Below are 25,441 nucleotides of genomic sequence, written 5' to 3'. Positions count from 1 at the left end.
ACGGTCAGCTTGAACTGCTCGTCGTACTTCGCCATGAAAAACACCCCAAAAGTTGGATCCGTGTCCAACTTTTGGGGCGCAGTTCATCGACGCGGGGCTTTTTCATGCCTGCACACGATTACGCCGACGGCGTTTCCTGATGGTAGGCCGTCACGCGCTCGACTTCGTTCTTCGAGCCCAGGATGACGCTCACGCGCTCGTGCAGGCCTTGCGGTTGCACCTCGAGGATGCGCTGGGTGCCGTTGGTGGCGGCGCCGCCCGCCTGCTCGATGAGCATGCTCATCGGGTTGGCTTCGTACATCAGCCGCAGCTTGCCGGGCTTGCCGGGTTCGCGAGCGTCCCAGGGGTACATGAAGATGCCGCCACGGGTCAGGATGCGATGCACGTCGGCCACCATGGAGGCGATCCAGCGCATGTTGAAATCCTTGCCGCGCGGCCGGTCTTGCCGGCCAGGCACTCGTCCACGTAGCGCTTCACGGGCGGGGCCCAGTGGCGCATGTTGGACGCGTTGATGGCGAATTCCTTGGTGTCCGCAGGGATCTGCACGTTTTCCTGCGTGAGCACCCAGGAGCCCATCTCGCGATCCAGTGTGAAGCCGAAGACGCCGTTGCCCAGCGTGAGCACGAGCACCGTCTGCGGGCCATAGACGGCGTAGCCCGCCGCGACCTGCTTCTGGCCTGGCTGCAGGAAGTCCGCTTCCGTGGCTTCGCGGCCGTTGGCGTCCTCGGGCATGCGCAGCACCGAGAAGATGGTGCCGATCGACACGTTCACGTCGATGTTGGACGAACCATCGAGGGGATCGAAAAGCAGCAGGTAGCCGCCACGCGGGTAGGCGTTGGGGATCGGGTGGATGGTGTCCATTTCCTCGGACGCCATGGCGGCGAGATTGCCGCCCCACTCGTTGGCTTCGAGCAGGATTTCGTTGGACAGCACGTCCAGCTTCTTCTGCACTTCGCCCTGGACGTTCTCGCTGTCCAGGCTGCCGAGCACGCCGCCCAGCGCGCCCTTGCTCACGTGATGGCCGATGGTCTTGCAGGCGCGGGCCACGACCTCGATGAGCAGGCGCACGTCGGCCGGCAGCTGCCGGTCACCGCGCTGCTGCTCGATGAGGAACTGGGTAAGAGTCTTGCGTTTCAAGCGGATATCTCCAGGGCTTTGGATACGATTTCAGTGACGTTTCGGGACAGTCCTTCGTGGCCGCGCACGCGCTCCAGGGCCTCGCGCATCGGCGCACGCAGGGCGGGCACGTGGCGCGTCCACTGCTCCATGCCACGGGCGAGGCGGGCGGCGATCTCCGGGTTCAGCGCGTTGAGCGCCAGCACTTGCTCCGCCCAGAAGGCGTAGCCTGAGCCGTCGGCCGCGTGGAAGGCGCGCGGGTTGTTCAGGCAGAACTGGAACACCAGCGCGCGGGCGCGATTCGGGTTGCGCAGCGTGAAGTCCGGGTGGGCGAGGAGGGCGCGGACGGTATCCACCGTCGACGTGCGCGCCGTCGCCTGCAGGGCGAACCACTTGTCGACGACGAGCGGATCGCGCTGGTAGCGGGCGTGAAAGCTCGCGAGCGGCCCGGCAGCGGCGTCGGCACTGGCATAGTTGACCAGCACGCCGAGCGCCGCCAGACGGTCCGTCATGTTGGTGGCGCCGTCATACTGCGCTCGGGCGATCGTCTCGCCCGCGGCGCTGCCGCCCGCCATGAGATAGGCGAGCGCGAGATTCTTCAGATCCCGGCGGCCGGCGGCCAGCGGATCGGGCGAGTACTCGCCCGAGGTCTGGTTCGCCGCGATCGTGGCGCGCAGCGGCTCGGCCAGGGCCGCGCCGATGGCGGCACGCACCGCATCGCGCGCGCGGGCGATCGCCGGCGGATCGATCTCGCCCATGCGCTCGCCCAGCACCTTTTCGGTGGGCAGCGCCAACGCGCGTGCGCGCCAGGCGGGATCCACGACCGGGTCGCGAGCACGGCTCGCCAGGCAGACACCAGCGGCGCGACGTCGGGCGCCGTCGCGCCCGTGGCCTCGGCCGCGACGCGCGCGAGGATGTGGCGGGCTGCGAGCTCCTGGCCCGCCTCCCAGCGCGCGAAGGCGTTGGTGTCGTGCGCGAGCAGTAGCGCGAGTTCCTCGTCGGTGTAGTCGTACTCGACGATCACCGGTGCGGAAAAGTCACGCAGCAGCGAGGGCACCGGCCGGGCGGCGATGCCGTGGAACGTCCAGGATTGCTCGGCCGTCGTGAGTTCGAGCAGCGCGGTGTCCTGGGCTTCGTCCCCTGTGTCCAGGCGCAGCGACAGCGGCTTGCCCTGCGCATCGAGCAAGCCGAGCGCAAACGGAATGTGCAGTGGGGCCTTGTCCACGGCGGCGAGCTTTTCGACGCCCACGGGCGGGCAGCGCTGCGCGAGCGTCACGGTGCAGGTGCCGGCGGCCGCATCGTGGGACAAGGTCACCTTGACGCGCGGCGTGCCGGCCTGGCCATACCAGCCGCGAAAGACGTCGAGGTTGCGGTCGGGATGCTGACGCACATAGACAGATTCCATGGCGGCCACGAAATCGTCGCAGGTGACGGCTTGACCGTCGTGACGGCGGAAGTACTCCGCCATGCCTTCCTGGAAACCCGTCTCGCCCAGCAGCGTGTGCTGCATGCGGATGACTTCGGCGCCTTTCTCGTACACCGTGGCAGTGTAGAAGTTGCCGATCTCCTGGTAGCTCTCCGGGCGGATCGGATGGGCCATGGGCCCGGCATCCTCGGGAAACTGCGCGGCGCGCAGTGCGATCACGTCGTCGATGCGCTTCACGGCGCGCGCGCTCGCCTGTGCCGCGACCAGCGCATCGCCCGCGAGGCCGCCCTGGGCCGTCAGGGCGGCGGCCATCATGTCCGCTGTGAATTCCTGGTCACGGAACACCGTGAGGCCTTCCTTCAGGCTCAGCTGGAACCAGTCACGGCAGGTGACGCGGTTGCCCGTCCAGTTGTGGAAGTACTCGTGGCCGATCACGGCCTCGATGGCGCTGTAGTTGGCGTCCGTGGCGCTGTCCGGGTCCGCGAGCACATAGGCCGCGTTGAACACGTTCAGGCCCTTGTTCTCCATCGCGCCCATGTTGAAGTCGCGCGCGGCCACGATCATGAAGCGGTCCAGATCCAGCTCCAGATCGAAGCGCGATTCATCCCAGCGCAGCGAGCGCTCGAGCGATTCGAGCGCCCAGCCGGTCTTGTCCTCGTTACCCGGATCGGTATAGACCTGCAGCAGCACCTCGCGGCCCGATCGGGTCTTCACCCGCGTCTCGCGCCAGGCGAGCTTGCCTGCGACCAGCGCGAAGAGATAGCACGGCTTGGGGAAGGGGTCGTGCCAGCGCGCCTCGTGGCGGCCGTCGGCCAGATCCTGTTCGGCGACCAGGTTGCCGTTGGACAGCAGCACGGGAAACTGCGCCCGGTCTCCGCGCACCGTCACCGTGTACTCGCTCATCACGTCCGGGCGATCGGCAAACCAGGTGATGCGACGAAAGCCCTCGGCTTCGCATTGCGTGAAGAAGACGCCGTTGGACACGTACAGGCCCATCAGCGTGGAGTTCTCCTGCGGCCGGCAGCGGCTCGTGATCTCGACCTGGCATTGCGCGGGCAGGCCAGCGATGCTCAGCGTCTCGGGCGTGAGGGTGTAGCGCTCGGCGCCGAGGGCCTGGCCATCCACCCGGATGCCGACGAGCTCCAGATCCTCGCCCTGCAGGACGAGCGGGCCGTCCGCGCGGCCATCCGTGCGCGCCACGGCGAAGGTGGCCGTGACCTGGGTGCTGGCGGGATCGAGCTCGAACACCAGGTCCACCGCGGCGATCGTGAACGGGTAGGGTTGGTAATCGTGGCGCCGGATGGTGACGGGAATATCGTTGCGCATGAAAAGCCTCATGGACGGGATTCGCCGATTTTACGCGGGTACGCACGCGCCTGCGGCAGCGTAGAATCTCCCTTGAATCCTTGGCGTGGCATGCGCCATGCTGGGCCATTCCCGTCCCGACGGGAGGAAATCATGAAACACCCCCTGCGATTGCGCTCCCTGCGTGCCACGTTGGCCGCCGTAGCTGCCACCGCGGCGCTGGCTGGCTGCGCTGCCAGCCCCTTCAACGCCCGCGTCACCACCTTCCAGCAGTGGCCGGCAGACGCCGTGGGCGCCACCTATCGTTTCGCCGCCGACAGCCGCCAGGAATCCTTGGAGCAGCGGTCCTACGAGGACGTCATTCGCTCCAGTCTGGGCAGTGTCGGCCTGGTGGAGGCCCAGCCCGGCAGCCGGCCGGCGCGCTTCACGGTGGGTTTCACCTACCGCACTGAGCCCTTCCAGACGTACGCGGAGACGCCCGCGCCGTTCCCGCCGCCGTTCTACGGCTACGGATACTACGGACGTGGGCCGTGGGGCTGGGGCATGGGCTTTCCGTTCGGCGGCTATCCGGCCTACCAGGCCGTCCCCGTGACGGCGTATCGCAATATCCTGGAAGTGTCGATCCGCGATGCGAGCCGCGGCGGCCAGGAAGTGTTCCAGGGCCGGGCGATGCACGCCGGCGGGCCGGACAGCATGGTCGACGCCATGCCCTACCTTGCTCAGGCCGTGTTCGCGGACTTCCCGTACGGTAACGGCCAGACGCGCACGGTTCAGGTGCCGCGCCGCCAGTAAGGTGCGGCGCTGTGGGCCGACCCCATCGGCCCATAGCGCCTGGTCGCGCTCAGCCCGCCGGGCTGCCGGTGACCAGGCGATCGAAGATGTCGTCGCCACCCACTTGCCCCCCTTTGAGCATCAGCTCCACGCCGTCCAGCGTCGGGGTGTGGCTGTGCGTGCGCGATACGGTCACACCGGCGTCCAGACGCATCTGATACGACAGCCCCCACAGGCCCAGGGCCAGCGTGGCATGGCTGGACGTGTCGCCACCAGCAATGCCGACGCGGCCCAACGGGGCACGTTCGGCCTGGCGGTGAACGACCTCTGCGATGAAATCCGCGCTCAGGCGCGCAGCGGTGGCTGCGGCGGTCGTATCCACGGCGGCCTCGGACGCGTCGCCGGTGTAGAGCAACACGTTCTGTCCCGCTTGCAGGCCGGCCAGGACGTCAGAGAGAAGCTCGGCGCGGTAGCTTGCCTCGGTCAGCCAGCGTTGCGGGTGGGCGGCCATGCGACGGTACCGGGTGGCGGCGTCGATCTGACGCGCCGTCACGGGAGACAGACTGCCGGCAAAGACGAAGACCGGCCCGCTGGCGGGCGCGAGTGCGTGAGATTCGGTTCGCGCACTGACGTGACCGGCGCGCGCCCGCAACGTCTGCGCCACTGCATGTACGACACTGCTGCCACCCACGGCCAAGAGCGAGCCCGCCGCCAGGCGCGCCGTCAACAGCCGCCCGATCACGTCGAGATCGTCGTCCGTCAGCGCGTCGAACAGCACCGGTTGCAGCGCGTCGGCGGGCAGGCGGGCCAACGCGGCGGCCAACGCCGCCTCCGGGTCTTCGCGGTACGCGGGGCAGTGCACGGCTGCGATGGGCGCGAGGCCAAGACGGCCGAAGTGCATCACCAGATCGGCCTCAAGCATCGGCGTCACCGGGTGACGGCTCATGGTGGGGTGCCGGTCGATGCGCCAGGTCTGGCCGTGCGCGCCCGCGCGGGCAAAGAGCTGTCCGAAGACGCAATGACGGCCGAGATTGGGCTGACCGCCGATGATGGGCACGAAGCGCTGCGCGACGTGCGGCGCGAGCGTCTCGATCGCCACGGCGATATTGCCCACCTGGGGGGCGCTGTCGAAGGTGGAGCACACCTTGTAGTGGAGTACCGGCACACCCAGGCCTTCGAAGAAACGGCCAACGGGCGCGAGCGCCGCGCGCATCGCCTCGGGCGACATGGCGCGCGCGCTGCCGGCGATGCCGATGGCGTCCAGCGGCCCGGCGCGCCAGCGTGGCGGCATCGGGCACGTCCAGGAACAGCAGGCTGCGCAGCCTTGCGCGGCCAGGGTGGCGAGCGTGTCCGTGGCGCCGGTGAAGTCGTCGCCGTACCAGCCGAAGACCGGCTTGCGCGTGTCGGGCATGATCAGTCCTTGCGGGCGGGCTTGCCGTGCGCCGCCGTCTTGCCAAAGAAGTCCAGGGCGCGCGCGAGCTCGGGTGCCTGGCTGGCCGCCTCGTTCACCGAGATGCCGTCGGCCGCGGCCTGCCAGGCCTGGCGGATACTCGTCACGCCGGCAGCCGCGCCGTCCGGATGGGCGAGGATGCCGCCGCCCGCCATGAACATCACGTCGTCGCGGCCCGCGGCATCCCACGTCGCCTGCACGGTGCCGGCCCACTGACCGGAGGACACGATGGGCATCACGACATCGTCGGAATCCTCGCCCAGCGGGCGATAGCAATCGGCGATGGCCGCCTCGACTTCGGCATCGGGCTGGGCGAATTTGCCCTGCAGACCGTGCACGTGCATGTGATCCACGCCGCCCAATCGCCACAGCGTCTGGTAGGCCTCCACCGAGATGCCCAGCAGCGGATGACGCGAGAGCGCGCCATAGCCGTTGCGGTGCCCGTGGATCGCGAGCGGAGTGTGGCGGCGCAATGTCTGCAGCCCGGCATGCCCGATCCAGTTCAGGCTCGCCATGACGCAGCTGCCGCCCTCGCGCGCGACCAAGTCGGCATGACGACGCATGGCATCGACTTCATCGGTGATGTTGAAGGCATACATCACCTGCTTGCCCGTGCGCTCGGCGTGCTCCCGGATCACGCGCATCACGGCCGGTACGCGGTCCGCCATCGGCGCATGCACGGAATCCGCGCTGACTTCGTCGTCCTTGATGACGTCGATGCCGGCGGCACACAGCTGGGCCACCAGCGCCGCCGTCTCCGCCGTGGTGAGGCCCACACTGGGCTTGATGATGGTGCCGACGAGTGCGCCGCGGCGCACACCGGTGGCCGCGCGGGTGCCCTCGATGCCCACCTTGGGCAGATCGAACTGGCGGCGGTAGCCGTCCGGCACGCGCACGGATTCCAGACGCAGCCCGGTCACTTCGCCCAGATCGTAGAGATTGCCGCACACCGTGGCCACGAGCGTAGGCAGGTTGGCGCGGGTGTTGGCCGTGGGAAACTGCAGGGTGACGCGGGCGCGATGCCAGGGCCCCCTGTTGCCCAGGCGCTCGAGCAGCGCGTTGGACAGGGACGGCGTATTGACCGTCTCCAGGTGTTCGACCGCGAGCGTCGAGGCACGGGCGCGGGCCCGTACATCGTCCGTTTCACCCGCGACGCGGGTGAACGTGCCGCAGGATTGCTCGCCCGCGATCACCTCGGCCACCTTGGCCGGATCGTGCGGAGTTTCGATGAGGTAGGTGGCTTCGAAGTGATCGGGACTCATGGCAGGGACCTGGGCGAGCGGGGCAGGGCACCGCCCGAAAGCGATGCCGGTGCCCGTTTACAGCGTGGAAAGATCGGGGAAAGGGCGCACAGGATCGCTGCCGTCCCACCCTTGCGAGGCCGCGCGGATGCGACGAAAGAGCTCGCCCTTGGGGCCCGCCACCTCGGAGAGCTCCACCACGGCGCCGGGGTGGTACTCCGTGTCGAAGTAGCAGAAGCGGCCGTTGCGACCGACTTCGCCACTCATCACGACGTGCAGGCCGTGGCTTTCCGCCTTGGCGAGCGCGTTGTCGTAGTCCTCCGTCCAGTAGGCGACGTGCTGCAGCCCGGTGCGCCCGGCGCGCAGGAAATCGCGGTACATGGAAGGCACGTCGTTGCGACACTGGATCAGCTCGACCTGCACGTCGCCCGAGTTGGCGAGCGCCACCGAGTTGTGCGGTACGTGGGTCTCGCCGCGGTAGCGGTAGTTCTCGATCGGCACCTGGGGGTTGTAGAACCAGGGGCCGACGCCCAGGGTCTTGCTCCAGTACGCCATCGCCGCTTCGATGTCCGGCACGACGTAACCCAGTTGGCGGATCTCGCCAAAAATTCTGCTCATGATGTGTTCCTGTGGGGCCGCCGTGCTTACTTCGCGCCCTGGACGATCTCGTCCGGGATCGGCACGCCGGCGTACTTCATGTGGATCTCGTTCAACTTGCCATTGGCAAGGTTCTTCTTGACCCATTCATCGACCCAGCCCTTGAGTTCAGGCTCGTTCTTGCGCAGCGCGATGCCGAGCTTGTAGGACTCGATCACGAACTTCACTTCGAATTCGCGGGCGGGATTGCGGTTGGCGATGGCCTGGATGATGGGCGGGGTGATCGCCACGATGTCCGCCTGGCCGCTCGCGGCCGCGGTGATCGAGGCCGCCTCGTCATCGAAGCGCACCACCTTGGCGTCGGGCGCGCGGGCAGAGATGAGCTTGTCCTGCGGGCCGCCGCGCGTCACGGCCACGGATTTGCCGGCCAGATCGGCCATGTTCTTGATCTCGAGGCTCTTGGGGGCGCCCACCGCCGCCTGGATGGCGCCGTAGGGAATCGAGAAGTCGACGGCCCTGGCGCGCTCTTCGGTGATCGACAGCGACGAGATCACCAGATCTGCCTTGTTCGACAGCAGGTTCGGGATACGGCCGGAGTTCGTGGTCTGCACGATCTCGAGCTTCACGCCCAGGTCTTGCGCGAGCAGCCGGGCGGCTTCGACGTCCGAGCCGATGGGCTGCATCTTGTCGTCGACGTAGCCGTAGAAGGGCGCGCCCAGATCGATGGCGACGCGGATGGTGCCGGCCTTCTTGATGTCGGCGAGCTCGGCCGAGGCGCCGGTGGAGAAGGCGCCCAGGGCAGCGGCGAGGAGAGTAGGCAGCAGGGTCTTGCGCAGGTTCATGGAAGTCTCCGTTCTTGTGGGTGTCAGTGCATCAGGGACTGCGTTCTAGGGTCGAGCGATCAGAGGCCGCCGGCGAGGAAGGCTTGCAGTTCCTCGGTCTGCGGATGGCGCAGCATGTCGCCCGTGCCGGTTTCCCAGACACGGCCTTCATGCATGAAGATGATGGTGTCGGCCACCTTGCTCGCGAACTCCATCTCGTGGGTCACGAGCACCATGGTCATGCCGTCGGCGGCGAGCTTTTCGATCACGCGCAGCACTTCGCCGGTCAATTGCGGATCGAGTGCCGAGGTCACCTCGTCGAACAGCATGACCTTGGGCTCCATGGCCAGTGAGCGCGCGATCGCCACGCGTTGCTGTTGGCCGCCCGAGAGCTGCTCGGGATAGGACTTGGCCTTGTCCGCCAGGCCCACTTGCGTCAACGTGCGCATGGCGATCGCGTGCGCATCGGCGCGGCGCATCTTCTTCACCACGGTGGGCGCGAGCATGATGTTCTCTTCCACCGTCAGGTGCGGGAAGAGGTTGTAGCTCTGGAAGACGATGCCGACATCCTGGCGCAGCACGCGCAGGTCGATCTGCGGATCGTGCAGCGCATGGCCGCAGACGTTGATGCTGCCGCTGTCGATCACCTCCAGGCGATCCATGCAGCGCAACGCGGTGCTCTTGCCCGAGCCGCTACGACCGATGATGGCCGTGACCTGGCCCTTGGCAATGGAAAAGGACACGCCCTTGAGCACGGCGTTGCTGCCGAATCGCTTGTGGACGTCCTTGAGTTCAACGACGGTGGACATGGAGAAGGCTCCTTCAGGCGTCGGCCGGCTGGCGGGTGGCGAAGTGCAGGCGATGCTCGAGCTTGCGGCTCCAGACCGACAGCGGATAGCACATGGCGAAATACAGGACGGCGATCAGCACGTACACGAGGAACGGCTGGAAGATCGAGTTGTTGATGAGCTGGCCGGCACGCACGAGCTCGACGAAGCCCACGATCGAGGCGAGCGAGGTGTTCTTCACGATCTGCACCATGAAGCCCACCGTGGAGGGCGTGGCGATGCGCACGGCCTGCGGCAGGATCACGTAGCGCAGGCGCTGGGTGCGGGTGAGCGCCAGGCATTCGGCCGCTTCCCATTGCGTCTTGGCGACCGATTCGATGCAGCCACGCCAGATCTCGCCCAGATAGGCGCTCACGTAGATGATCATCGAGATGCTGGCCGCGGCGATGCCCGGCAGCGAAAAGCCGAAGATGCTCAGCCCGAAGTACGACAGGAAGAGCAGCACGAGCAGCGGCGTGCCCTGCACGATCTGCACGTAGCCCAGCGCGATCCAGCGGATGGCCCTGACGGGGCTCACGCGGGCCAAGGCCACGACGCCGCCCGCCAGGCCGCCACCCACGAAGGCGATCAGTGACAAGGCGATGGTCCAGACGGCTCCCTGCAGGAGGAAGAGCCAGTGATCGAGGGTGAATCCGGAGTTGATCATGGTGTCAGCCTGCGGTCTTGAGCCGGCGCCGGCGGGTGAAGATGAGTTGCCCGAAGGCCCACAGGCCCAGGCGCATCAGCAGCGAGAGCGCCAGATACGCCACGGCGACCACGATGTAGGCCTCGAACGGGCGGAAGGTATCGGCCTGCACGTGGGCCGCCACCGCGGTGAGCTCTTCCACCGAGATCTGCGAGGTCACGGAGGACGCCAGCATCAGCAGCACGAACTGGCTCGTGAGCGCGGGATAGACGTTCTCCATGGCCGGCCGAAGGATCACGTGCCAGTACGCCTGTGCCTTGGTCAGACCCAGGCACTCCGCGGCTTCCACCTGGCCCTTGTGGATCGAATCCATGCCGGCGCGCATGATCTCGCAGCTGTAGGCGGCCACGTTGATGACCAGGGCGAGGAGGGCGGCAGAGAACGCCGACACCTTCCAGCCCAGCGTGGCCAGCCCGAAGAACACCAGGAAGATCTGCACCAGCAGCGGCGTGTTGCGGATGATCTCCACATAGAAGCCGCAGGCGCGGGCGATGAGGCCGGTGCCGCTGCGCCGGCCGATGGCCAAGAGCGTGCCGCAGATGAAGCCGATGATGGTGGCCGGAAAGGACAGCTGGATCGTGAGCCACGCGCCTTCCAGGAACTGCGGCCATTGCGCCAGCACCGTGGCGAAGTCGAATTGATACGTCATGCGGGGATCTACGCGGCGCGGCCAGGCACAGACGCCGCGCGGGGCGCGGGCAGCGGGACATACCCGAATGCAAGCAGGGGCAACGTCATGGCACAGTCTCCGTTCCGCCTCGTGAAGCTGAGGGGAAATGTTCTAGGTATGATGGAATTTGCAGGTGAATGATGGTGCAAATTCACTGTGATAGTATCCGCCCACTCCCATCGATGTCGATAACCAGAAATGATGGAATTTGAGTGATGAAGAAGGCCCCTCGCATTCACGATCTGGCTCACGAGGCCGGCGTCTCGGTCGCCACGGTGGACCGCGTGCTGAACCGCCGGCCCGGCGTGCGCGAGGTCACCGTGCAGCGTGTACTGGCCGCCGCGCGGCGCATGGATTACCCGATCCTGGAAGATGCCCCGGTCGAGCGCGCAGCGCCCTTGCGCGTGACGGTGCTCCTGCCGGCCGGCACCAATCGCGTCATCCAGATGTTTGGCGATGCCATCGATTATTCGCAGGATCAGTTCGCAGCGATGGGCGTGCGCTGCCGATGGGAGGCCATCGAAGGCTTCAATCCGCATGCCCTGGCCGAGAGCCTCCTGAAGCTGCGTGGAAAGACCGATGGCGTGGCCTTCATGGCCGTCGAACACCCTGTCGTGCGCGAGGCCGTCAATGCGCTAGCCGGGTGCGGTATTCCCACCGTGACGCTGATCTCGGACCTGAGCGGCTCCGAGCGCGGCGCCTATGTGGGTCTGGACAACGTCGCCGCCGGACGGTTGGCCGGGTTTCTGTTGGCCCGCCTCACCGGTGGCGCCAAAGGCAAGTTCGCCCGCATCGCCGGCAGCCTCACATACCGCGCCCACAGCGAGCGCGAGTTCGGCTTCACGTGCGTGATGGAAGAGCTGGGCCTGGCACGCAACGTGATCGGCGTGCGCGAAGGGCGAGATGATGCCGATACCAACGCCAAGCTGACACGCAGCCTGCTGGAACAGCATCCCGATCTGCTGGGCATCTACAACATCGGCGGTGGCGCCGAAGGTGTAGGGCAGGCATTACGGGAGGCGCGTCACGGACAGCGGGTGGTGTTCATCGGGCACGGGCTGACCTCGGATATTCGCGGGCTTCTGATCGACGGCACGATGGACGCTGCGATCGTCCTGGATCCGCAATCGGCCGTGATGAGCTGCGTCAGGATCCTGGGGCAGTTGCGGGAGGGGGGCGAAGGGGCGGGGCGGGTGAAGCCAGTGAATAGCGTGGTGATCTTCAAGGAAAACCTGCCGTAGATCGGCTCCTCAGGCCGCTCGCCGCTCACCAGGTTTCGGCTTTCCGTGCTTTCCGACCCTTCCAGGTCGAGCGCCAGATCCTTTCTTGGCTCATATGTCCCTTCTGATCGCTGTCGTTCTCTGCGTGTTCCTGCACACGTTCTCCATGGCCCTGGCGGGTGTCGCGATGGGCGTGACGCTGCGCGAGGTATCCATCGGCTTTGGGCCCACGCTCTTTCGTGCGGGCCGGTTGCGGGTAAGGCTCTTGCCGCTTGGCGGTTCCGTGCAGTTCAAGGATTCGCAGGTGGCCGCGCAGGAGCGACGCGCTGCCGCGGCATGGGCGCGCGATGCCCTGGATGAGAAGGAGAGCCATCTCGAGAAGCCGGACATCGAGGTGCCGGTGCTGGAGGCATCCGATAGCGGGGAGCCGGAGGACGGCGCCCTGGTTCTGGAAGCTTCGGATCTCGAGGGTGCGTTGGATCAGCGCCACGCCATTGTTCAGGGCCTGATCGGCCTCGCCGGATGTGCGGCACTGGTGATGCTGGCCGTGGCGATCTGGCAGGGAGCAGGCTTGCACGCGGTAGTTGCCGGATTCGGGCAGATCGTGGCGGGTGCCATCTCGCCACTCGATGAAGCGCAAGGCCTGATCGCACAGGCCGAGCAAGCGCTGGTCGGGCTGCCGTTGCTCGGCGTCCTGGGGTGGGTGGCAGCGAAGTTGGCGGCGTTCAATCTGCTGCCACTGCCGGCAGCCAATGGCGGGTTCGTCCTGGCCGCGCTGGGACGTGCGCTAGGCATCCAGCGGTACTGGCCGAGCGGGCTGACGATGCTTCTGCTGTTCGTCTACGTGGCTATCGCCATGTCGTGGCTGGTGGCGTTCGGCTCGTACTGGCTATCGTGATGTCATCCTGTTGCCGTCGAGCTGCTGAAGCCCGGGTTGCTCGTCGGCGACAAGGTCCGATGGATCTGCGTCGGCGTTAGCTCACCCCGCCGCGCCTTCGCCGCCCGGCGGGCGTTGCAGCATCGGTCGGTGAAAGATCTCGCCCAGGCCCGCGTAGAAGGGCCCGCCCAACCGCGCGATGGGTCGCAGCTTCTCGGCATCTACGCGCCGGCCATCGAAGACCTCGTGCGACAGATGGAAGGCCACCACTTCACCGATGTAGAGGGTGTTCACCCCACGGCCCAGCACGACGGCCTGGTCGAGCCGGCATTCCATGTGGATCGGGCTGGCCGCGAGTCGGGGCGCGCGCACATGGCGGCTCGGTAGCAGTTCGAGGCCAAGCGCTTCGGCCTCGCTCACGTGGGGTGGGTACTCTTCAGCGCTGCGGTGCGCGAGTTCCATCGTGGACTCGGTGGCCACATTGACCACGAACTCGCGCGTGAGCGCGATATTGCGCGCCGTGTCCTTGATGGCGCCATCGCTTGGGCGCAATGCGATGTTTACCGCCAGCATCGGAGGGCTGGTGGCGACGTAGTTATAGGAGCTGAAGGGTGCCGCGTTGACGCGACCGTCGGTGTCGATGGTGGTGATCCACGCCACCGGCCGGGGCACGACGCTGCCGACGAGCAGGCGATAGGCGGTCTCAGTGTCGAGCTGCGCGCCGTCCACGCAGGAGAATTGGGGTTCTGCCATAGGTCTTCGTCGTCCAGGGCGGGTACGACCCGCAGGGCTGAGGACTCATTCTAGGCGCTCTGCAGCGGCGTCACCATGATGACGGCCGCATACCTGATATGGTGTTGTTTGCGCAGACGGCCGCCATCGCCGTCTGCGCACCGCCCTTCCTCACACCACCCAGAGCCCGCCATCCGCAAACTGCGCGGCCACCACGTCGCTGTTCTGCACCCAGGCGGCGATCAGTTCGACCTGGCTGTGATTGGCCAGATAGGCTTCCCAGAACACCGGCGCACCCGCCGCGTCGCCATCGACGCCGGATTGCGCGTAGAGCGCCGCGACGAACTGCGCGTCGTTCAAGCCATCGAAGCGTTCCTTGAACTCAGCCGAATCGGCGAAGGCTTGCGCCAGGCCGCCGTCGTCCAGATCCTGCGCCACCCACCACTGCAGGCCGCCGAGATCGCTGGGGCGGTCAAAGAGCGTCTGGTAGAGCAGGGCTACCTGTACCACCGACGCAACGCTGTCGTGCGGCAGCGCGAGATCGACCGTGCCGTCGCTGAACTCGCCGCGGTCGATGCGGAACCACTGATCGACGTCGCCAGTGGCAGTGTCGATCACCTGCAGTTGGCCGCTTGCACCCAGGCGGAACTCGTACGCGCTCAGGCTGCCGTTGTAGACGGCGGTGTCGATGCCGTCGCCGCCCACGAGCGTGTCGTTGCCAGTGCCGGGCTCGAAGCGGTTGTCGCCCGCGTTGGCAAACCAGTCGTTTTCCTGTGCGAGGGTGCCTGTGGCGATCACGACGCCGTCGGCGAGCACGGCGGTGCGGTGTTCGTCGCTCAGGGCGATGGACTGCAGGACGTCGGCCCGGCTTGCGCCGTCGGACAAGGTCTGCGTCCAGTACGTGAGGCCCTGCGCATCGGGTGCGCGACCCAGGGCGTTCTGGTAGACGGCCGCCACGAAGGCGACGTCTGTCGTTGTCTCGCCTTGCGTGGCTATCCACTCGGCGGACTTCAGGAAGCTGCGCACCATCGCGTCCACGGGCAGGTCATCGCTCGCCCAGTAATCCAGCCCGCCCAGATCCGGGGTGCGTCCGAAGGCGGCGTGATAGATGAGGGTCAAAGATGCGAGCTTGGCCGTGTGCGCGGCGAGGAACGACAGACCCGAGGCGGAGGTGTCGAGTTCGGCCAGCGTCACCGTCTCGAAGACGCCGGGGTTGAACAGTGCGGTCTCATGGCGAGCCGATAGCGTGCCGTCGGCCGCCAGGTGGAACTCCCAGGCGCCCTGGCTGCTGCGTCCGCCCTGCATCAGGTCGTTGCCCGCCCCGCCCATCAGATGATCGTTGCCGATACCACCGACAAGGATGTCGTCGCCATCGCCGCCATCGATGGTGTCGTCGCCGCCTGCGCTGCCAATGATGTCGTCGCCGCCGCCTCCGGCGAGGTAGTCGTCGTCGGCGCCCAGGAAGATGTTCTGCTGGGCGTCGTCGCCCACGACCCAGTTGCGGCCTTCGCCACCGCGGATCGTCGCGGCCCCCACGATGGCTGCGAAGTCGACGTTGTTGAGCTGTAGCTGGGTGCCTCGTGGCAACGCCGTGGTGTCGACGACCAGGCTGATGGCCGTGGGGTTGAGGCTTCCATCCGGCTGGGACAAGGAACTGCCGTTGATCTGCACGATGGGCGGCGTCGAGAACTCGGGCGCTGACGAGAACACGAGGCTGGTGTGCTGGAAGACGGTGGACGGCGGAAGGCTCCCCTGGAACGCCGTGCCTTGGTCCGCCATGCCGCCCGCCGCGGACGTGCTCTGCTCGATCCGGTGAACGAGATCGATCACCGCCTGGGTGTTGGTCAGCAGCGTGGTGGGGCCCGTGGCCTGGAGGCCGATGCCGGTGGGCAGGCCAACCGTCAGCGCGGTGCTCAAGCCGCCCGGTCCTGTCACGCCCAATGGGATGTCGACGACCCGGCCGTCGCCTGGGGTGCCGGGAATCAGGGGCACGGTCAGTACGGTGTTGATGAGGCCGGTGATGGGGTCGGGGGGAAGGGTTTCGACCGTGACCGGCACGCCATCGATCACGCCGGGCACGATCGGGTTCGTCGGCGGTATGGTCGTGCGGACATCGTATGCCGGTGACACGGCGCTGCCGCTGCCCGGATTGCCGGCCAGGTCGGTCACCGCCAGCAGGTTCACCGACACCAGATTGGCCGTCGCCGTCGTGTTGGCTGCAGGCGTGAACGTCGCTTGCCAGGTGACGCCGTCGTCGTTCGAGGTGAATTCGCTCAACGTGCCGTTGGGCGCAGTCACGGCGTCACGGGTGAAGCCGAGCACGGCTTCGCTGAACGTCACGGTCACCAGCGCCGTCTCGCCGGGTCGCAGGTCCACGTCCGAGAAGGTGACGGTGGCAGTCGGTGCTGCCGTGTCCACGGCATACACCCCGCTGTCGACACTCCCGACACCGGCGTTCCCGATCACCGTGGTGAGGCCGGCATAGTTCAAGGTCAGCACGTTGGCGATACTGGTTGTCCCCTGCGCAGGAGTCAGCGTCGCCGTCCACGTGATGCCGCCATCGTTGGTGTCGAAGTCGCTGAGCACGCCGTCAGGCGCGGTGACGTCGTTCGCCGTCAGGGCATCGATGGCGCTCTCGAAGACGAACGTCACGGTGGCCACCTCGCCAATCGTCAGTCCGGTATCGGAGATCTCGATGGGCTGAGCGAGCAGGGGCAGGGCGGTCTGCACCGCATAGCTCACGCTGGTGCCCTGACCCGCCCCGACGTTGCCGGCGGCATCGACGATGGCCGTGTAGTCCACCGTGAGCGCGTTCGCCGCTGCGGAGACGCCAGCGGCAGGGGTGAAAGTGGCCGTCCAGGTGATGCCGTCGGTCGACGCAAGGTTGGACAACTCGCCGTTGGGCGCGTCCACGGCGTCGAGCTCGAAGGTCGTGATCGCCTTGTTGAAGGTGAACGTGACCGTCGTGGTCTCGCCCGGGCGCAGATCGGCATCCAAGAGCATGACCAAGCCCGACAGTGCCGGAAGCAGTGTGTCCACCACGTAGTCGACGCTGCTCGTGCTGCCGACGCCGGCGTTGCCTGCCAGATCCTGGATGCCGCTCAGATTCAGCGTCAAGCTGCCGATCTGGTCGTTGACGTCCGCGTCGGGCGTCAACGTCGCCGTCCAGGTCAAGCCGCCGTCGAATGACATCGGCGCGGAGAGGGTGCCGAAGGGCACGCTCACATCATCGGCCGTGAAGCCCATGACGGCTTCACTGAAGGTGAACGTCACGGTCGCCATATCGCCACTCTTGAACGCATCGTCGGACAGCAGGATGGTGCCGGTGGGGCGAACGGTGTCGATGTCGTAGATCGCGCTGGTTTGCGTCCCTGCGCCCAGGTTCCCCGCGAGATCCGCGATGCCGACGAGGCTGATCGACATCACGTTGTCCACGCTCGTGACATTGGCCGTTGGCGTGAAGATGGCGGTGTGGGTGATGCCATCGTCCGTGTGCAGATCGCTCAGCGTGCCGTTGGCCGGCGTCACGTTGAAAAGGCTGAACCCGCTGACGGCTTCCGTGAACACGAACGTGACCGTGGTGCTCTGGCCCGCGATGAGCAACGGGTTGGCGAGGCTGGGCGGCAAGGCCAGACCGGGACGTTCCGTATCGATCGCGTAGTTCCCGCTGATGGCGGTGCCAGCACCGACATTGCCCGCACCGTTTGCAATGCCGGTGTAGTCGAGCGCGAGGACGTTCGCAGCGGCGGTGACGCCGGCGTCAGGCGTCAACGTCGCATACCACGTGATGTTGTCGTTCGTGCGCAGGTTGGTCAGTACGCCATTCGGCACGCTGACGTCAGCCACGGTGAACCCGACGACGGCCTCAGTGAAAACGAACGTCACCGTGGCGGCATCGTCAATTTTCAATGCCGTGTCGGAGATGGCGATAGGCTCTGCCAGGGTGGGTGCGGTCGTGTTCACGGCGTAGTTGCCGCTGGAGACAGAGCCGAGCCCGGCGTTGCCCGCAAGGTCGACGATAGCTGTCATGTCCAGGGTCAGCACATTCGTCGAATCGCTGATGCCCACCTCCGGCGTCAGCGTGGCAGTCCAGGTAATGCCGTCCTCGGACGCGAGATTGGACAGCGTGCCATTCGGGGTAGTCACACTCGCCAGGGTGAACTGCGCGATGGCCTCGACGAACGTGAACGTGACCGTTGCCGACTGGCCGGAGGCAAGGCTGGTTTGCGAGATCTCGATGTCTGCGGCCAGATCGGGGCGGACTGTGTCGACGTCATACGCGACGCTGGTCGCGGTGCCAACGCCGGTGTTCCCTGCCAAATCGGAGATGCCCGCGTAATTCAGCGTCAGCACGTTTCCGCTGGTCGATGCACCACCAGCAGGCGTCAGCGTGGCCGTCCATGTCTTGCCGCCGTCGGGTGACGTCAGCGACGACAGGCTGCCGTGGGGCACGGTCACGTCGGCCTCGGTAAAGCCTGCGACAGCCTCGCTGAACGTGAAAGTCACCGTGGCGGTGTCGCCGATGGCGAGCGTCACGTCGGAAATGGCGATGTCAGCCGCGAGCGTGGGGGCCGTTTGATCCACGCTATAGCTCTGGCCGCCGGTGTAGCCGCCCGCAAGCGCCTGGCCGCCGCGGTCGACGATCCCGGTGCCGCTCGCGTTCACGTCCAGGCGCAGTTCGCCATCGCCTTGAACGTTGATGACGGTGACGGTCCATTCGCGCCCGCTGCCCGTCACGGGGCCGATGCTGCCGGTCACACCGTCCGCCATCAGCGTGAAGTCCTGGGCGTCGACACCGGTAACGGACGTTGAGAACACCACGGTGTAGGTCAGCGTCGTAGCGTTGGTGAGTGTGTCGGTTGTGCGCTCGATACTGGTCACCGAGGGCGGCAGGGCATTGATCAGCACCCCGGCAGTCGAGCCGACCCCGTTGAGTTCCAGCAAGGCATCATTGCCCGCGGCGTCTCGGATGGAAGCGCCGTTCAGCGCGATGGCGCCAGGCACCTCGATGCCATTCAGGTCAACATCGCCCGCTTGGACGGTGTAGGTGAAGAAAAGGAGGTTGCCGCCAGAGCCCGTCACATACGAGGCGGACACGCTGCGTCCCAAGTCCAGCGCCAACTCGAGCGTCGGCGTTCCTTGCGTCGTGTCGACGGTCACCACTTCCGAGAGCCGGATAAAGAAATTGAGGTCCTGACCGATCTCGTAAGTAGCGAACGCCGGGACAATCACCGCACCGACCGTCGGCCCGGTCCGATCAACGGTATGGGCTTCTCCGGATGAGAACGTGTGGTGTCCCCAGTTGCCCTGCATGTCCAACGCGCCGAACGTGCCTCCCCGGTAGTCCAGCCGCAACGACCCGTCGCCTGTGATATCGGACACGGTCACGAGGTACGTGGCGCCGCTCCCTGTCACCGACGAGATCACGCCGTCGGCAGTGCCAGTCTTTGAGAGTTCAAATCCGTTGGTGCCCAGGCGCTGCACGTCCTCGGTGAAGGTGACGACATAGGCAATCGACGTCGCGTTGCCTGGCGCCGCGTCCGCCCGTTCGATGGATGTCACCCTGGGGTGCAGCGTATCGAACGGGATGGTCAGGATCGAGGAACCCTGGCCTGGATTCCCGGCGGCATCGGTGTACGAGCCACCCGGCACTTCGATGCTGCCCACGCCTTCACTGTCGTAGGCAGGGATGAAATTCGCGGTTCGCGTGGAACCGGACCCTTGGAGGGAGGTGAGCGTGCCGCCGCTCACTATGACGTCGCCCGCAAACTGATTCCAAGTGAATGTGCTACCAGGATCCTCGCTGAAGGTAAACGTAATCCTGGCCATGTCGCCTGCAGCCAGTGCGGCGCGATCACTCGTGATCGTCACCGTGGGGGCGGTGCGATCCAGCGCGATCGACAGTGCATCGCTCCGGAAACTCCGGGCCGTGCCGTCTTCGGACGTGATCTGGGCATAAACATTGTAGGTGTCGTCCCGCAACGAGTTGGCATCCAGGTTGGACACGGTCCACGTGCCGTTATTGACTGTCGCGGTGGCGGTGACATCACCCGCATCGAAAACGCCATTGCCGTTGGTGTCGATGTAGACCCTGACGGTGCTCGACGTATCTCCGAGTTCGCTCGTACCGCTGAACGTCAGCAGGCTGGCTGCGGTGACATTGTCGGAGTTGGAGCTGCCGCTGTCGCTTCCGGAGGCCAGGTCGAGATGACTGGCGGCGCCCGGCAAGACAAGGACAGTCAGCGTGCGATCAACCGATACCAGGCCGTCGCTCAGGCGGATCGTGACGTGATCCGTACCCGCGAACCCGGTGAGCGCCTGGTACGTGATCCCCCCGTTCGGCACGAGATCGCTTCCCCCCGACGGCGCGGATCCCGCTGCATAGTACACGACCCCGTACATGGGGCCGTCCACGACACTCCAGGTCAGGGTCTGGTCTGGATCGAGATCCGTAGCGTTCAAGTGCGTCGTGATGTCGGCAGCTATTCCGTTCTGATAGACGACGGAGACCCCACCCTGCGCGCTGAAGCTCGGTGCGTCATTCACCGACATGGAAACGATTGTCGTGGTGCTGTCCGTGGTGATGCCGATGCCGTCGGAAACACGGATCGTTAATACCGTGGTATCGGTCGCGCCGGGCGTGACGAGGTTTGCCGTGGGTTGGTAGACCAGGGCCCGAAGGGCGGCCTGCAAGCCTGCGGGCGTGCCGGCGCCGCTTTCATAGGTCAGGCCGCCATCGCTGGTCGAGAACCCCGCAGCCATCAAAGATGCTGCCGTGAAGCTCCCACGGCTCGCGGCGTCTAACGTAACCGTCACTGTGAGCGTGTCACCGTCCGGGTCGGTGAGGACGATGTTGGCGAATGGCGACAGCGTTCCGTTGTCGTTGACGGCCTGCGCGGCGACGGCGCCGCTGATAGTGGGCGGCGTGTTCTCGGCCATGGGAGTTCCGTGTGAGGCGCCGCAACCCGGCGGGTGCCTTCAGCGCTCTAGCGGCATGATTATGAAACTGAGATTCACGTTCAGCAACACACGTTCGTGCGATTGACGAGAATATTTACAGTATGTTATTGGACGGCCAGCGCGAGCTACTTGGCGGCCTCGTCTTCCCAGTGTGCTTTCAACACCGCGCACCCCTGCAAGATGTGTTCGCGCATCAGGAACTCGGCCCGCCCACTGTTGCGTTGCTGGATGGCGTCGAGAATTTGCGCGTGTTCGCAGTTGTAATGGTGGATCGTCAATCGAGGATTGGGATGAAAGGCGCGGAAGACGTCGTGCACGCGTGGTACCCGCCCGATGTGCCGGTGCGTCTGGTCGAGCAGCGCATTGCCCGCGTGGTTCATCAGAATGTCGTGAAAGCGCAGATTCACCTCGCGCCACTGGGCCACGGCGCGCGAATCGGGTTCCGTGTCCCGCGCCAGAATGGCGTTCACCTCGTCGATGCAGCCCTGCAATTCGCGCAAGCAGTCGTCCGGCAAGCCCCGCTGGGCGAGCGTGTTGCACACGTAGCCCTCCAGGATCGCGCGCATCTCATACGATTCATAGAGATCCCGCGCGCTGAACTGTCGCACGGCGAAGCCACGATTGCGCTCATAGGTCACCATCCCTTCGCGCTCGAGGGCGACCAGCGCTTCCCGCACGGGCGTACGTGAGGTCGAGAATCGCTGGGCCAGCTCGACCTCTCTGAGCCGCGCGCCAGGGCCCAGGCTGCCGTCCACGATCAGGCGACGCAGCCGCGCCAGTAGATCGTCCGTCTTGAGCGGCGTGACCGTCTTCTGACGGCTGACGGAGAAGTCTTCGAGCATGGCGGATCCTGAGACGGCGGCGCCTGGGATTTTAGGCGTTGAGGCGGGCAACGTGTCGGGCCGAGAGCGCGCGAGCGATGGCAGGGCCCAGGAGTACGACCACGAAGAGCCGCAGCGTCTGCAACGCGGTGATCGTAGCGAGATCGGCTTGTGCGCCTAACGCGATCACGGCAACCGAATCCAGGCCCCCTGGCGTGGTGGCGAGGTACGCGGTGACCGCGTCGATCGGCATCACCCGCGTGAGCACCCAGGCAGACACCGCGCACACCCCCATGAGCGCGACGATGCCGCAGGCCATGGCAGGCAGCGCATGCAGCAGCGGACGCGCAAGCTCGCGCCTGAATTTCAGGCCGATCGTCCAGCCGATGATGCCAAAGGCGCCAGCGAGCAGCACGCCATGGACCGCGATGGGCAGCACGCCGGTGACGTTCAGGAGGGCGCCCAGCAGCATGGGCACGAGAATGGCGCCGGCCATGATGCGCATCTTCACGCCGATGTATGCGCCGCCCGTCGCGACGGCAAGGGTGAGGAGCGTCTGGGTCATGTCGGCGGGACGCGGCGGGCCGAGACCCATCACCGGCAGCACCTCGGCCGGCGGGGCGGGCAGGACGACGCCCAGCAGCGCGTGCGAGATCACCGACCCCGAGCCGACTACGAGCGCCACGCGCAGGTACTGCATGACGGCGACCATGCGGGAATCGCCGCCGTATTGGTCGGCCATCGCCGCCATGGCCGGTGCGGCGCCGGGCAGCGTGCCCCAGGCGCCGGTGGTGCCAGGCAGAGGGCTGTAGCGCATCAAAGCCCAGCCGATCACCGTGGCCGCCGCCACGGTGGTGCCCACGGTGAGCAGCATCTGCCACCAGTGGCCCAGCACACTCATCAGCACACCGGCGTCCAGCGTGCTCGCCACGACGCAGCCGGTGAGCGCCTGGGCGAGATTGAAGGCGGGACGTGGCACGTCGATGCTGGCCCCGGCCATGCCCATGGCCATGGCCACGAGCATCGGCCCGACGAGGATGCCCGCACCGAAGTCCAGGCCGACGAGGATCCTGGCGAGCGCCCAGGAGGCGCCCAACAACACTGCCCATTGCCAGACCGGCCTGGTCGCTTGCACGTTGGATCAGGCCTCGACGCGTTGAAGATGTTCGATGACCTCAGCCGTGGGCATGACGTCGCCGTACTTCGCATTCATGTCGAAGAGGGCGGCCGCGTGCGGTGCGTCGTGACGATCGCCCACGCATTCGGCCGGGACGATCACGTGAAATCCATGCGAGACCGCGTCCACGGCGGTGGCCCGCACGCAACCACTCGTGGAGCATCCCGTGAGGATCACGGTGTCGTGGCCCATGGCGCGCAGCATGGTGCTCAACGGCGTGCCGAAAAACGCCGACGAATGATGCTTGGTGATCACGATGTCCTGGGGCTGCGGGGCGATCCGTTCATCGAATGCCACCAGCGGCTCGCCAGCCACGAAGCGGCGCAGCGAGGGCACCTTGCGCACGAACATGCCGCCCTGGCTGCCGGCAGCATCGTAGAGGACGTTGGTATAGATGACCGGCACACCCGCCTCACGGGCCGCCGCGTAGAGCGGGGCGCTCGCGATCACGGCGTCGACGACACCCTTGCCGTAGAAGGGCGCACCCGGTTGGGTATAGAAGTCGATGAAATCGATCGAGATGACCGCGGCGCTTTTGCCAAAGCCCGTGCGGGTGTCGAACAAGCCCGCGTAATTGGAATGTAGATCGTCAGTGAGAAAGGCCATGGTCTAGTGTTCCGTCGAGTCAGGAGAAAGCGAGCGCACAGGCTCGGGAAAGTGGCAGGCGACGAAGCCGCCGGCCGGTCGGGCTTGCAATACCGGTTCTTCGCGTTGGCACACCTCGGGCACGGCGCCCGGCGCTCCGCCTGCGAGGGCACGCGCTCGAAAGCACCGAGGGTGGAATCGACAGCCGGAGGGCAGTTGCGTGGCCGAGCCGATCTCGCCGATCGCGATGATCGGGCGGCGCGCCTGCGCGGCATCCGGATCGGGGTGCGGTACGGCCGAGAGCAGCGCTTCGGTATAGGGATGCGCAGGGTTGCCGTAGAGCGTGTCGCGATCGGCGAGCTCCACGATCTTGCCCAGGTAGAGGACGGCCACGCGGTCACTGACATGCCGCACCACCGCGAGATCGTGGGCGATGAACACGTAGCTCAGGCCGCGCTCGCGCTGCAGTGCCTTGAGCAGATTGATGATCTGAGCCTGGATCGAGACGTCCAGCGCGGAGACGGGCTCGTCCAGCACCAGCACCTTGGGGTTCAGCATGAGCGCGCGGGCGATGCCGATGCGCTGGCGCTGCCCGCCGGAGAACTGGTGGGGATACCGCTCGGCGTGATCGGGGTTCAGGCCCACACGAAGCATGGTTTCCCGAATGCGGGCCGAGGATTCCGGCGTCCATGTGCCATGCACTTTCAGCGGCTCGGCCAGCGTCGTGGCAATCGTTTTGCGCGGATCGAGCGAGCCGTAGGGGTCCTGGAACACCATCTGGATATCGCTGCGCATGGCGCGCACCTGCGCGGGCGACAAGGTGGTCAGTTCGCGCCCCTCGAGCTGGACCGAGCCCGCCGTCGGATCGATGAGCCGCAGCATCAGCCGCCCGAGCGTGCTCTTGCCGCTGCCACTCTCGCCGACCAGGCCAAGCGTCTCTCCCGTGCCCAGCGAGAAGGACACGCCATCCACCGCATGCACAGCGCGCCGGTTGCGCGAGAACAGCCCGCGCTTGGCCGCGAAGGTCTTGCGCAGGTCTTTCACCTGGAGAAGATCAGGGACAATGGCCATCAGGTGTCTCGCTTGAGGATGGGCAGCGTGCGCCAGTGCCAGCAGGCGCTGCGATGCTCGTTGTCGTCGGTTGCCTCGCTGCGCGGACGCGTGCTGGTGCAGTCCGCCCGGCCTTGGCGGTGAAAGCAGCGGGGAGCGAACGCACAGCCGGGTGGGAGGGCAGCCACGTTCGGTGGCTGGCCTTCGATGGCGGGCAGATCGTCGCCCGCCACGGAGTCCAGCCGCGGAATGCTGCGAAAGAGCGCGTGGGTGTAGGGGTGCTTGGCGCGGTGAAATATGTCGTCGCGCGAGCCGGATTCCACGACGCGCCCCGCATACATCACGGCCACGCGATCGGCGTAGCGCGCCACGAGGCCCAGGTCATGGGTGATGAGCACCACGCCCATGCCAGTCTCGCGTTGCAGGTCTGCGAGCAGATCCAGGATCTGGGCCTGCACCGTCACGTCCAGCGCGGTCGTGGGCTCGTCGGCGATCAACACCTTGGGTTTGAGCGCCACCGCCATCGCGATCAGCACGCGCTGGCGCATGCCGCCGGACAATTGATGCGGATAGTCGTCGATTCGGCGGATCGGATCCGGGATCTGCACGCGCGCGAGCAGCTCGATGGCGCGTTGGCGAGCCTCGCGTCGGCCGATGGGCAGATGCGCGCGCAACACTTCGATGAGCTGCTGGCCAATGGTGAAGACGGGATTCAGCGCGGTGAGCGGATCCTGGAACACCATGGAGATGACGCGTCCGCGCAGCGTGCGCAGTTGCGCCTGAGGCATGGAGGTCAGGCTGTGACCGTCCAGGATCACCTGGCCCGCCACCACCTTGCCTGGCGCGGCGACGAGGCCCAGGGCCGAGAGGAAGGTCATGGACTTGCCTGAACCGGATTCGCCCACCACCGCGAGGGTCTTGCCAGGTTCCACCCACAGCGAGACCTCGTCGATAACGGTCATCGGGCCGTCGTCGCCTGGGAAGGCTGTGGTGAGCCCGAAGACATCGAGCACGCGGTGCGGGGCGCGGGCGGCGATCGGCGAGGCTGCGGGGCGCGCGACGGAGAGAGCGACAGCGTTCATGGGCAGC

The 25,441-nt window shown here is 66.4% G+C and carries 17 protein-coding genes and 2 pseudogenes; 3 read left to right on the top strand and 16 right to left on the bottom strand.

The features are described from left to right. Positions 1-118: 118 nt before the first annotated feature. Positions 119-1,137, bottom strand: a pseudogene (locus tag IMZ29_RS06900) (class 1 fructose-bisphosphatase). After that, positions 1,134-3,868, bottom strand: a pseudogene (gene pepN / locus IMZ29_RS06895) (aminopeptidase N). Before pepN ends, IMZ29_RS06900 begins: the two co-directional pseudogenes overlap by 4 nt. 132 nt (positions 3,869-4,000) lie before the next feature. Between pepN and IMZ29_RS06890 the strand changes: the two are divergent. Next, positions 4,001-4,639, top strand: coding sequence for a DUF4136 domain-containing protein (locus IMZ29_RS06890; protein WP_216182026.1), 639 nt, complete (start codon positions 4,001-4,003; stop codon positions 4,637-4,639). A gap of 49 nt (positions 4,640-4,688) precedes the next feature. On the opposite strand, the gene IMZ29_RS06885 is transcribed toward IMZ29_RS06890, so the two are convergent. Genes IMZ29_RS06885 through IMZ29_RS06855 form a run of 7 tightly spaced genes read right to left on the bottom strand, consistent with a single transcriptional unit; the run spans position 4,689 to position 10,909 of the window. Next, a complete protein-coding gene (locus IMZ29_RS06885; RefSeq protein ID WP_253206917.1) occupies positions 4,689-6,029 on the bottom strand; it encodes a four-carbon acid sugar kinase family protein in 1,341 nt (446 codons plus the stop codon). A 2-nt stretch (positions 6,030-6,031) separates the two neighbouring features. Continuing rightward, complete coding sequence (locus tag IMZ29_RS06880; RefSeq protein WP_216182024.1) at positions 6,032-7,330, bottom strand: ribulose-bisphosphate carboxylase large subunit family protein; 1,299 nt, start codon at positions 7,328-7,330, stop codon at positions 6,032-6,034. A gap of 57 nt (positions 7,331-7,387) precedes the next feature. Continuing rightward, positions 7,388-7,927 carry a VOC family protein gene (locus IMZ29_RS06875; protein ID WP_216182022.1) on the bottom strand — a complete coding sequence of 180 codons (540 nt, stop codon included), beginning with the start codon at positions 7,925-7,927 and terminating at the stop codon, positions 7,388-7,390. A 26-nt stretch (positions 7,928-7,953) separates the two neighbouring features. Then, positions 7,954-8,748, bottom strand: coding sequence for a transporter substrate-binding domain-containing protein (locus tag IMZ29_RS06870; protein ID WP_216182020.1), 795 nt, complete (start codon positions 8,746-8,748; stop codon positions 7,954-7,956). A gap of 59 nt (positions 8,749-8,807) precedes the next feature. Continuing rightward, the gene (locus tag IMZ29_RS06865; protein ID WP_216182019.1) at positions 8,808-9,536 is read right to left on the bottom strand and encodes an amino acid ABC transporter ATP-binding protein; all 729 of its coding nucleotides are present in this window, start codon (positions 9,534-9,536) and stop codon (positions 8,808-8,810) included. Positions 9,537-9,549: 13 nt separating this feature from the next. Next, positions 9,550-10,221 carry an amino acid ABC transporter permease gene (locus IMZ29_RS06860; protein WP_216182016.1) on the bottom strand — a complete coding sequence of 224 codons (672 nt, stop codon included), beginning with the start codon at positions 10,219-10,221 and terminating at the stop codon, positions 9,550-9,552. Between the two features lie 4 nt (positions 10,222-10,225). After that, the gene (locus tag IMZ29_RS06855) at positions 10,226-10,909 is read right to left on the bottom strand and encodes an amino acid ABC transporter permease (protein ID WP_216182013.1); all 684 of its coding nucleotides are present in this window, start codon (positions 10,907-10,909) and stop codon (positions 10,226-10,228) included. A 236-nt stretch (positions 10,910-11,145) separates the two neighbouring features. Between IMZ29_RS06855 and IMZ29_RS06850 the strand changes: the two genes are divergently transcribed. Next, complete coding sequence (locus IMZ29_RS06850; protein WP_216182010.1) at positions 11,146-12,171, top strand: LacI family DNA-binding transcriptional regulator; 1,026 nt, start codon at positions 11,146-11,148, stop codon at positions 12,169-12,171. A 94-nt stretch (positions 12,172-12,265) separates the two neighbouring features. Beyond that, entirely contained in the window at positions 12,266-13,048 is a 783-nt protein-coding gene (locus tag IMZ29_RS06845) for a site-2 protease family protein (RefSeq protein WP_216182007.1), read from the top strand. An 81-nt stretch (positions 13,049-13,129) separates the two neighbouring features. On the opposite strand, the gene IMZ29_RS06840 is transcribed toward IMZ29_RS06845, so the two are convergent. From IMZ29_RS06840 to IMZ29_RS06810, 7 genes are all read right to left on the bottom strand, one after another. Next, positions 13,130-13,780 carry a flavin reductase family protein gene (locus tag IMZ29_RS06840; RefSeq protein WP_216182005.1) on the bottom strand — a complete coding sequence of 217 codons (651 nt, stop codon included), beginning with the start codon at positions 13,778-13,780 and terminating at the stop codon, positions 13,130-13,132. Between the two features lie 150 nt (positions 13,781-13,930). Continuing rightward, positions 13,931-20,698: an Ig-like domain-containing protein gene (locus IMZ29_RS06835; RefSeq protein ID WP_216182002.1), complete on the bottom strand. Its 6,768-nt coding sequence runs from the start codon at positions 20,696-20,698 to the stop codon at positions 13,931-13,933. A 146-nt stretch (positions 20,699-20,844) separates the two neighbouring features. After that, positions 20,845-21,561, bottom strand: a complete 717-nt coding sequence (locus IMZ29_RS06830; RefSeq protein ID WP_216181999.1) for a GntR family transcriptional regulator — start codon at positions 21,559-21,561, stop codon at positions 20,845-20,847. Between the two features lie 31 nt (positions 21,562-21,592). Further along, the gene (locus IMZ29_RS06825) at positions 21,593-22,675 is read right to left on the bottom strand and encodes an AbrB family transcriptional regulator (protein WP_216181996.1); all 1,083 of its coding nucleotides are present in this window, start codon (positions 22,673-22,675) and stop codon (positions 21,593-21,595) included. Positions 22,676-22,681: 6 nt separating this feature from the next. Further along, the gene (locus tag IMZ29_RS06820) at positions 22,682-23,323 is read right to left on the bottom strand and encodes an isochorismatase family protein (protein WP_216181994.1); all 642 of its coding nucleotides are present in this window, start codon (positions 23,321-23,323) and stop codon (positions 22,682-22,684) included. Positions 23,324-23,326: 3 nt separating this feature from the next. Beyond that, on the bottom strand, positions 23,327-24,373 hold the full coding sequence (locus IMZ29_RS06815) for an ABC transporter ATP-binding protein (RefSeq protein WP_216181991.1): 1,047 nt from the start codon (positions 24,371-24,373) through the stop codon (positions 23,327-23,329). Beyond that, a complete protein-coding gene (locus IMZ29_RS06810) occupies positions 24,373-25,434 on the bottom strand; it encodes an ABC transporter ATP-binding protein (protein ID WP_216181989.1) in 1,062 nt (353 codons plus the stop codon). The genes IMZ29_RS06815 and IMZ29_RS06810 overlap by 1 nt, the downstream gene beginning before the upstream one ends. Positions 25,435-25,441 lie beyond the last annotated feature (7 nt).

Source organism: Verticiella alkaliphila, from assembly GCF_018904615.1.
GTDB classification, from domain to species: domain Bacteria; phylum Pseudomonadota; class Gammaproteobacteria; order Burkholderiales; family Burkholderiaceae_B; genus Verticiella; species Verticiella alkaliphila.
The sequence above is the reverse complement of the archived record's forward strand: the minus strand, read 5'-3'. Positions and strand labels throughout refer to the sequence as shown.

Excerpts from the sequence above, each read along its gene's own strand:
- IMZ29_RS06890 (WP_216182026.1), top strand. The coding sequence starts at position 4,001 with ATGAAACACCCCCTGCGATTGCGCTCCCTGCGTGCCACGTTGGCCGCC.
- IMZ29_RS06885 (WP_253206917.1), bottom strand. The coding sequence starts at position 6,029 with ATGCCCGACACGCGCAAGCCGGTCTTCGGCTGGTACGGCGACGACTTC.
- IMZ29_RS06880 (WP_216182024.1), bottom strand. The coding sequence starts at position 7,330 with ATGAGTCCCGATCACTTCGAAGCCACCTACCTCATCGAAACTCCGCAC.
- IMZ29_RS06875 (WP_216182022.1), bottom strand. The coding sequence starts at position 7,927 with ATGAGCAGAATTTTTGGCGAGATCCGCCAACTGGGTTACGTCGTGCCG.
- IMZ29_RS06870 (WP_216182020.1), bottom strand. The coding sequence starts at position 8,748 with ATGAACCTGCGCAAGACCCTGCTGCCTACTCTCCTCGCCGCTGCCCTG.
- IMZ29_RS06865 (WP_216182019.1), bottom strand. The coding sequence starts at position 9,536 with ATGTCCACCGTCGTTGAACTCAAGGACGTCCACAAGCGATTCGGCAGC.
- IMZ29_RS06860 (WP_216182016.1), bottom strand. The coding sequence starts at position 10,221 with ATGATCAACTCCGGATTCACCCTCGATCACTGGCTCTTCCTCCTGCAG.
- IMZ29_RS06855 (WP_216182013.1), bottom strand. The coding sequence starts at position 10,909 with ATGACGTATCAATTCGACTTCGCCACGGTGCTGGCGCAATGGCCGCAG.
- IMZ29_RS06850 (WP_216182010.1), top strand. The coding sequence starts at position 11,146 with ATGAAGAAGGCCCCTCGCATTCACGATCTGGCTCACGAGGCCGGCGTC.
- IMZ29_RS06845 (WP_216182007.1), top strand. The coding sequence starts at position 12,266 with ATGTCCCTTCTGATCGCTGTCGTTCTCTGCGTGTTCCTGCACACGTTC.
- IMZ29_RS06840 (WP_216182005.1), bottom strand. The coding sequence starts at position 13,780 with ATGGCAGAACCCCAATTCTCCTGCGTGGACGGCGCGCAGCTCGACACT.
- IMZ29_RS06835 (WP_216182002.1), bottom strand. The coding sequence starts at position 20,698 with ATGGCCGAGAACACGCCGCCCACTATCAGCGGCGCCGTCGCCGCGCAG.
- IMZ29_RS06830 (WP_216181999.1), bottom strand. The coding sequence starts at position 21,561 with ATGCTCGAAGACTTCTCCGTCAGCCGTCAGAAGACGGTCACGCCGCTC.
- IMZ29_RS06820 (WP_216181994.1), bottom strand. The coding sequence starts at position 23,323 with ATGGCCTTTCTCACTGACGATCTACATTCCAATTACGCGGGCTTGTTC.
- IMZ29_RS06815 (WP_216181991.1), bottom strand. The coding sequence starts at position 24,373 with ATGGCCATTGTCCCTGATCTTCTCCAGGTGAAAGACCTGCGCAAGACC.
- IMZ29_RS06810 (WP_216181989.1), bottom strand. The coding sequence starts at position 25,434 with ATGAACGCTGTCGCTCTCTCCGTCGCGCGCCCCGCAGCCTCGCCGATC.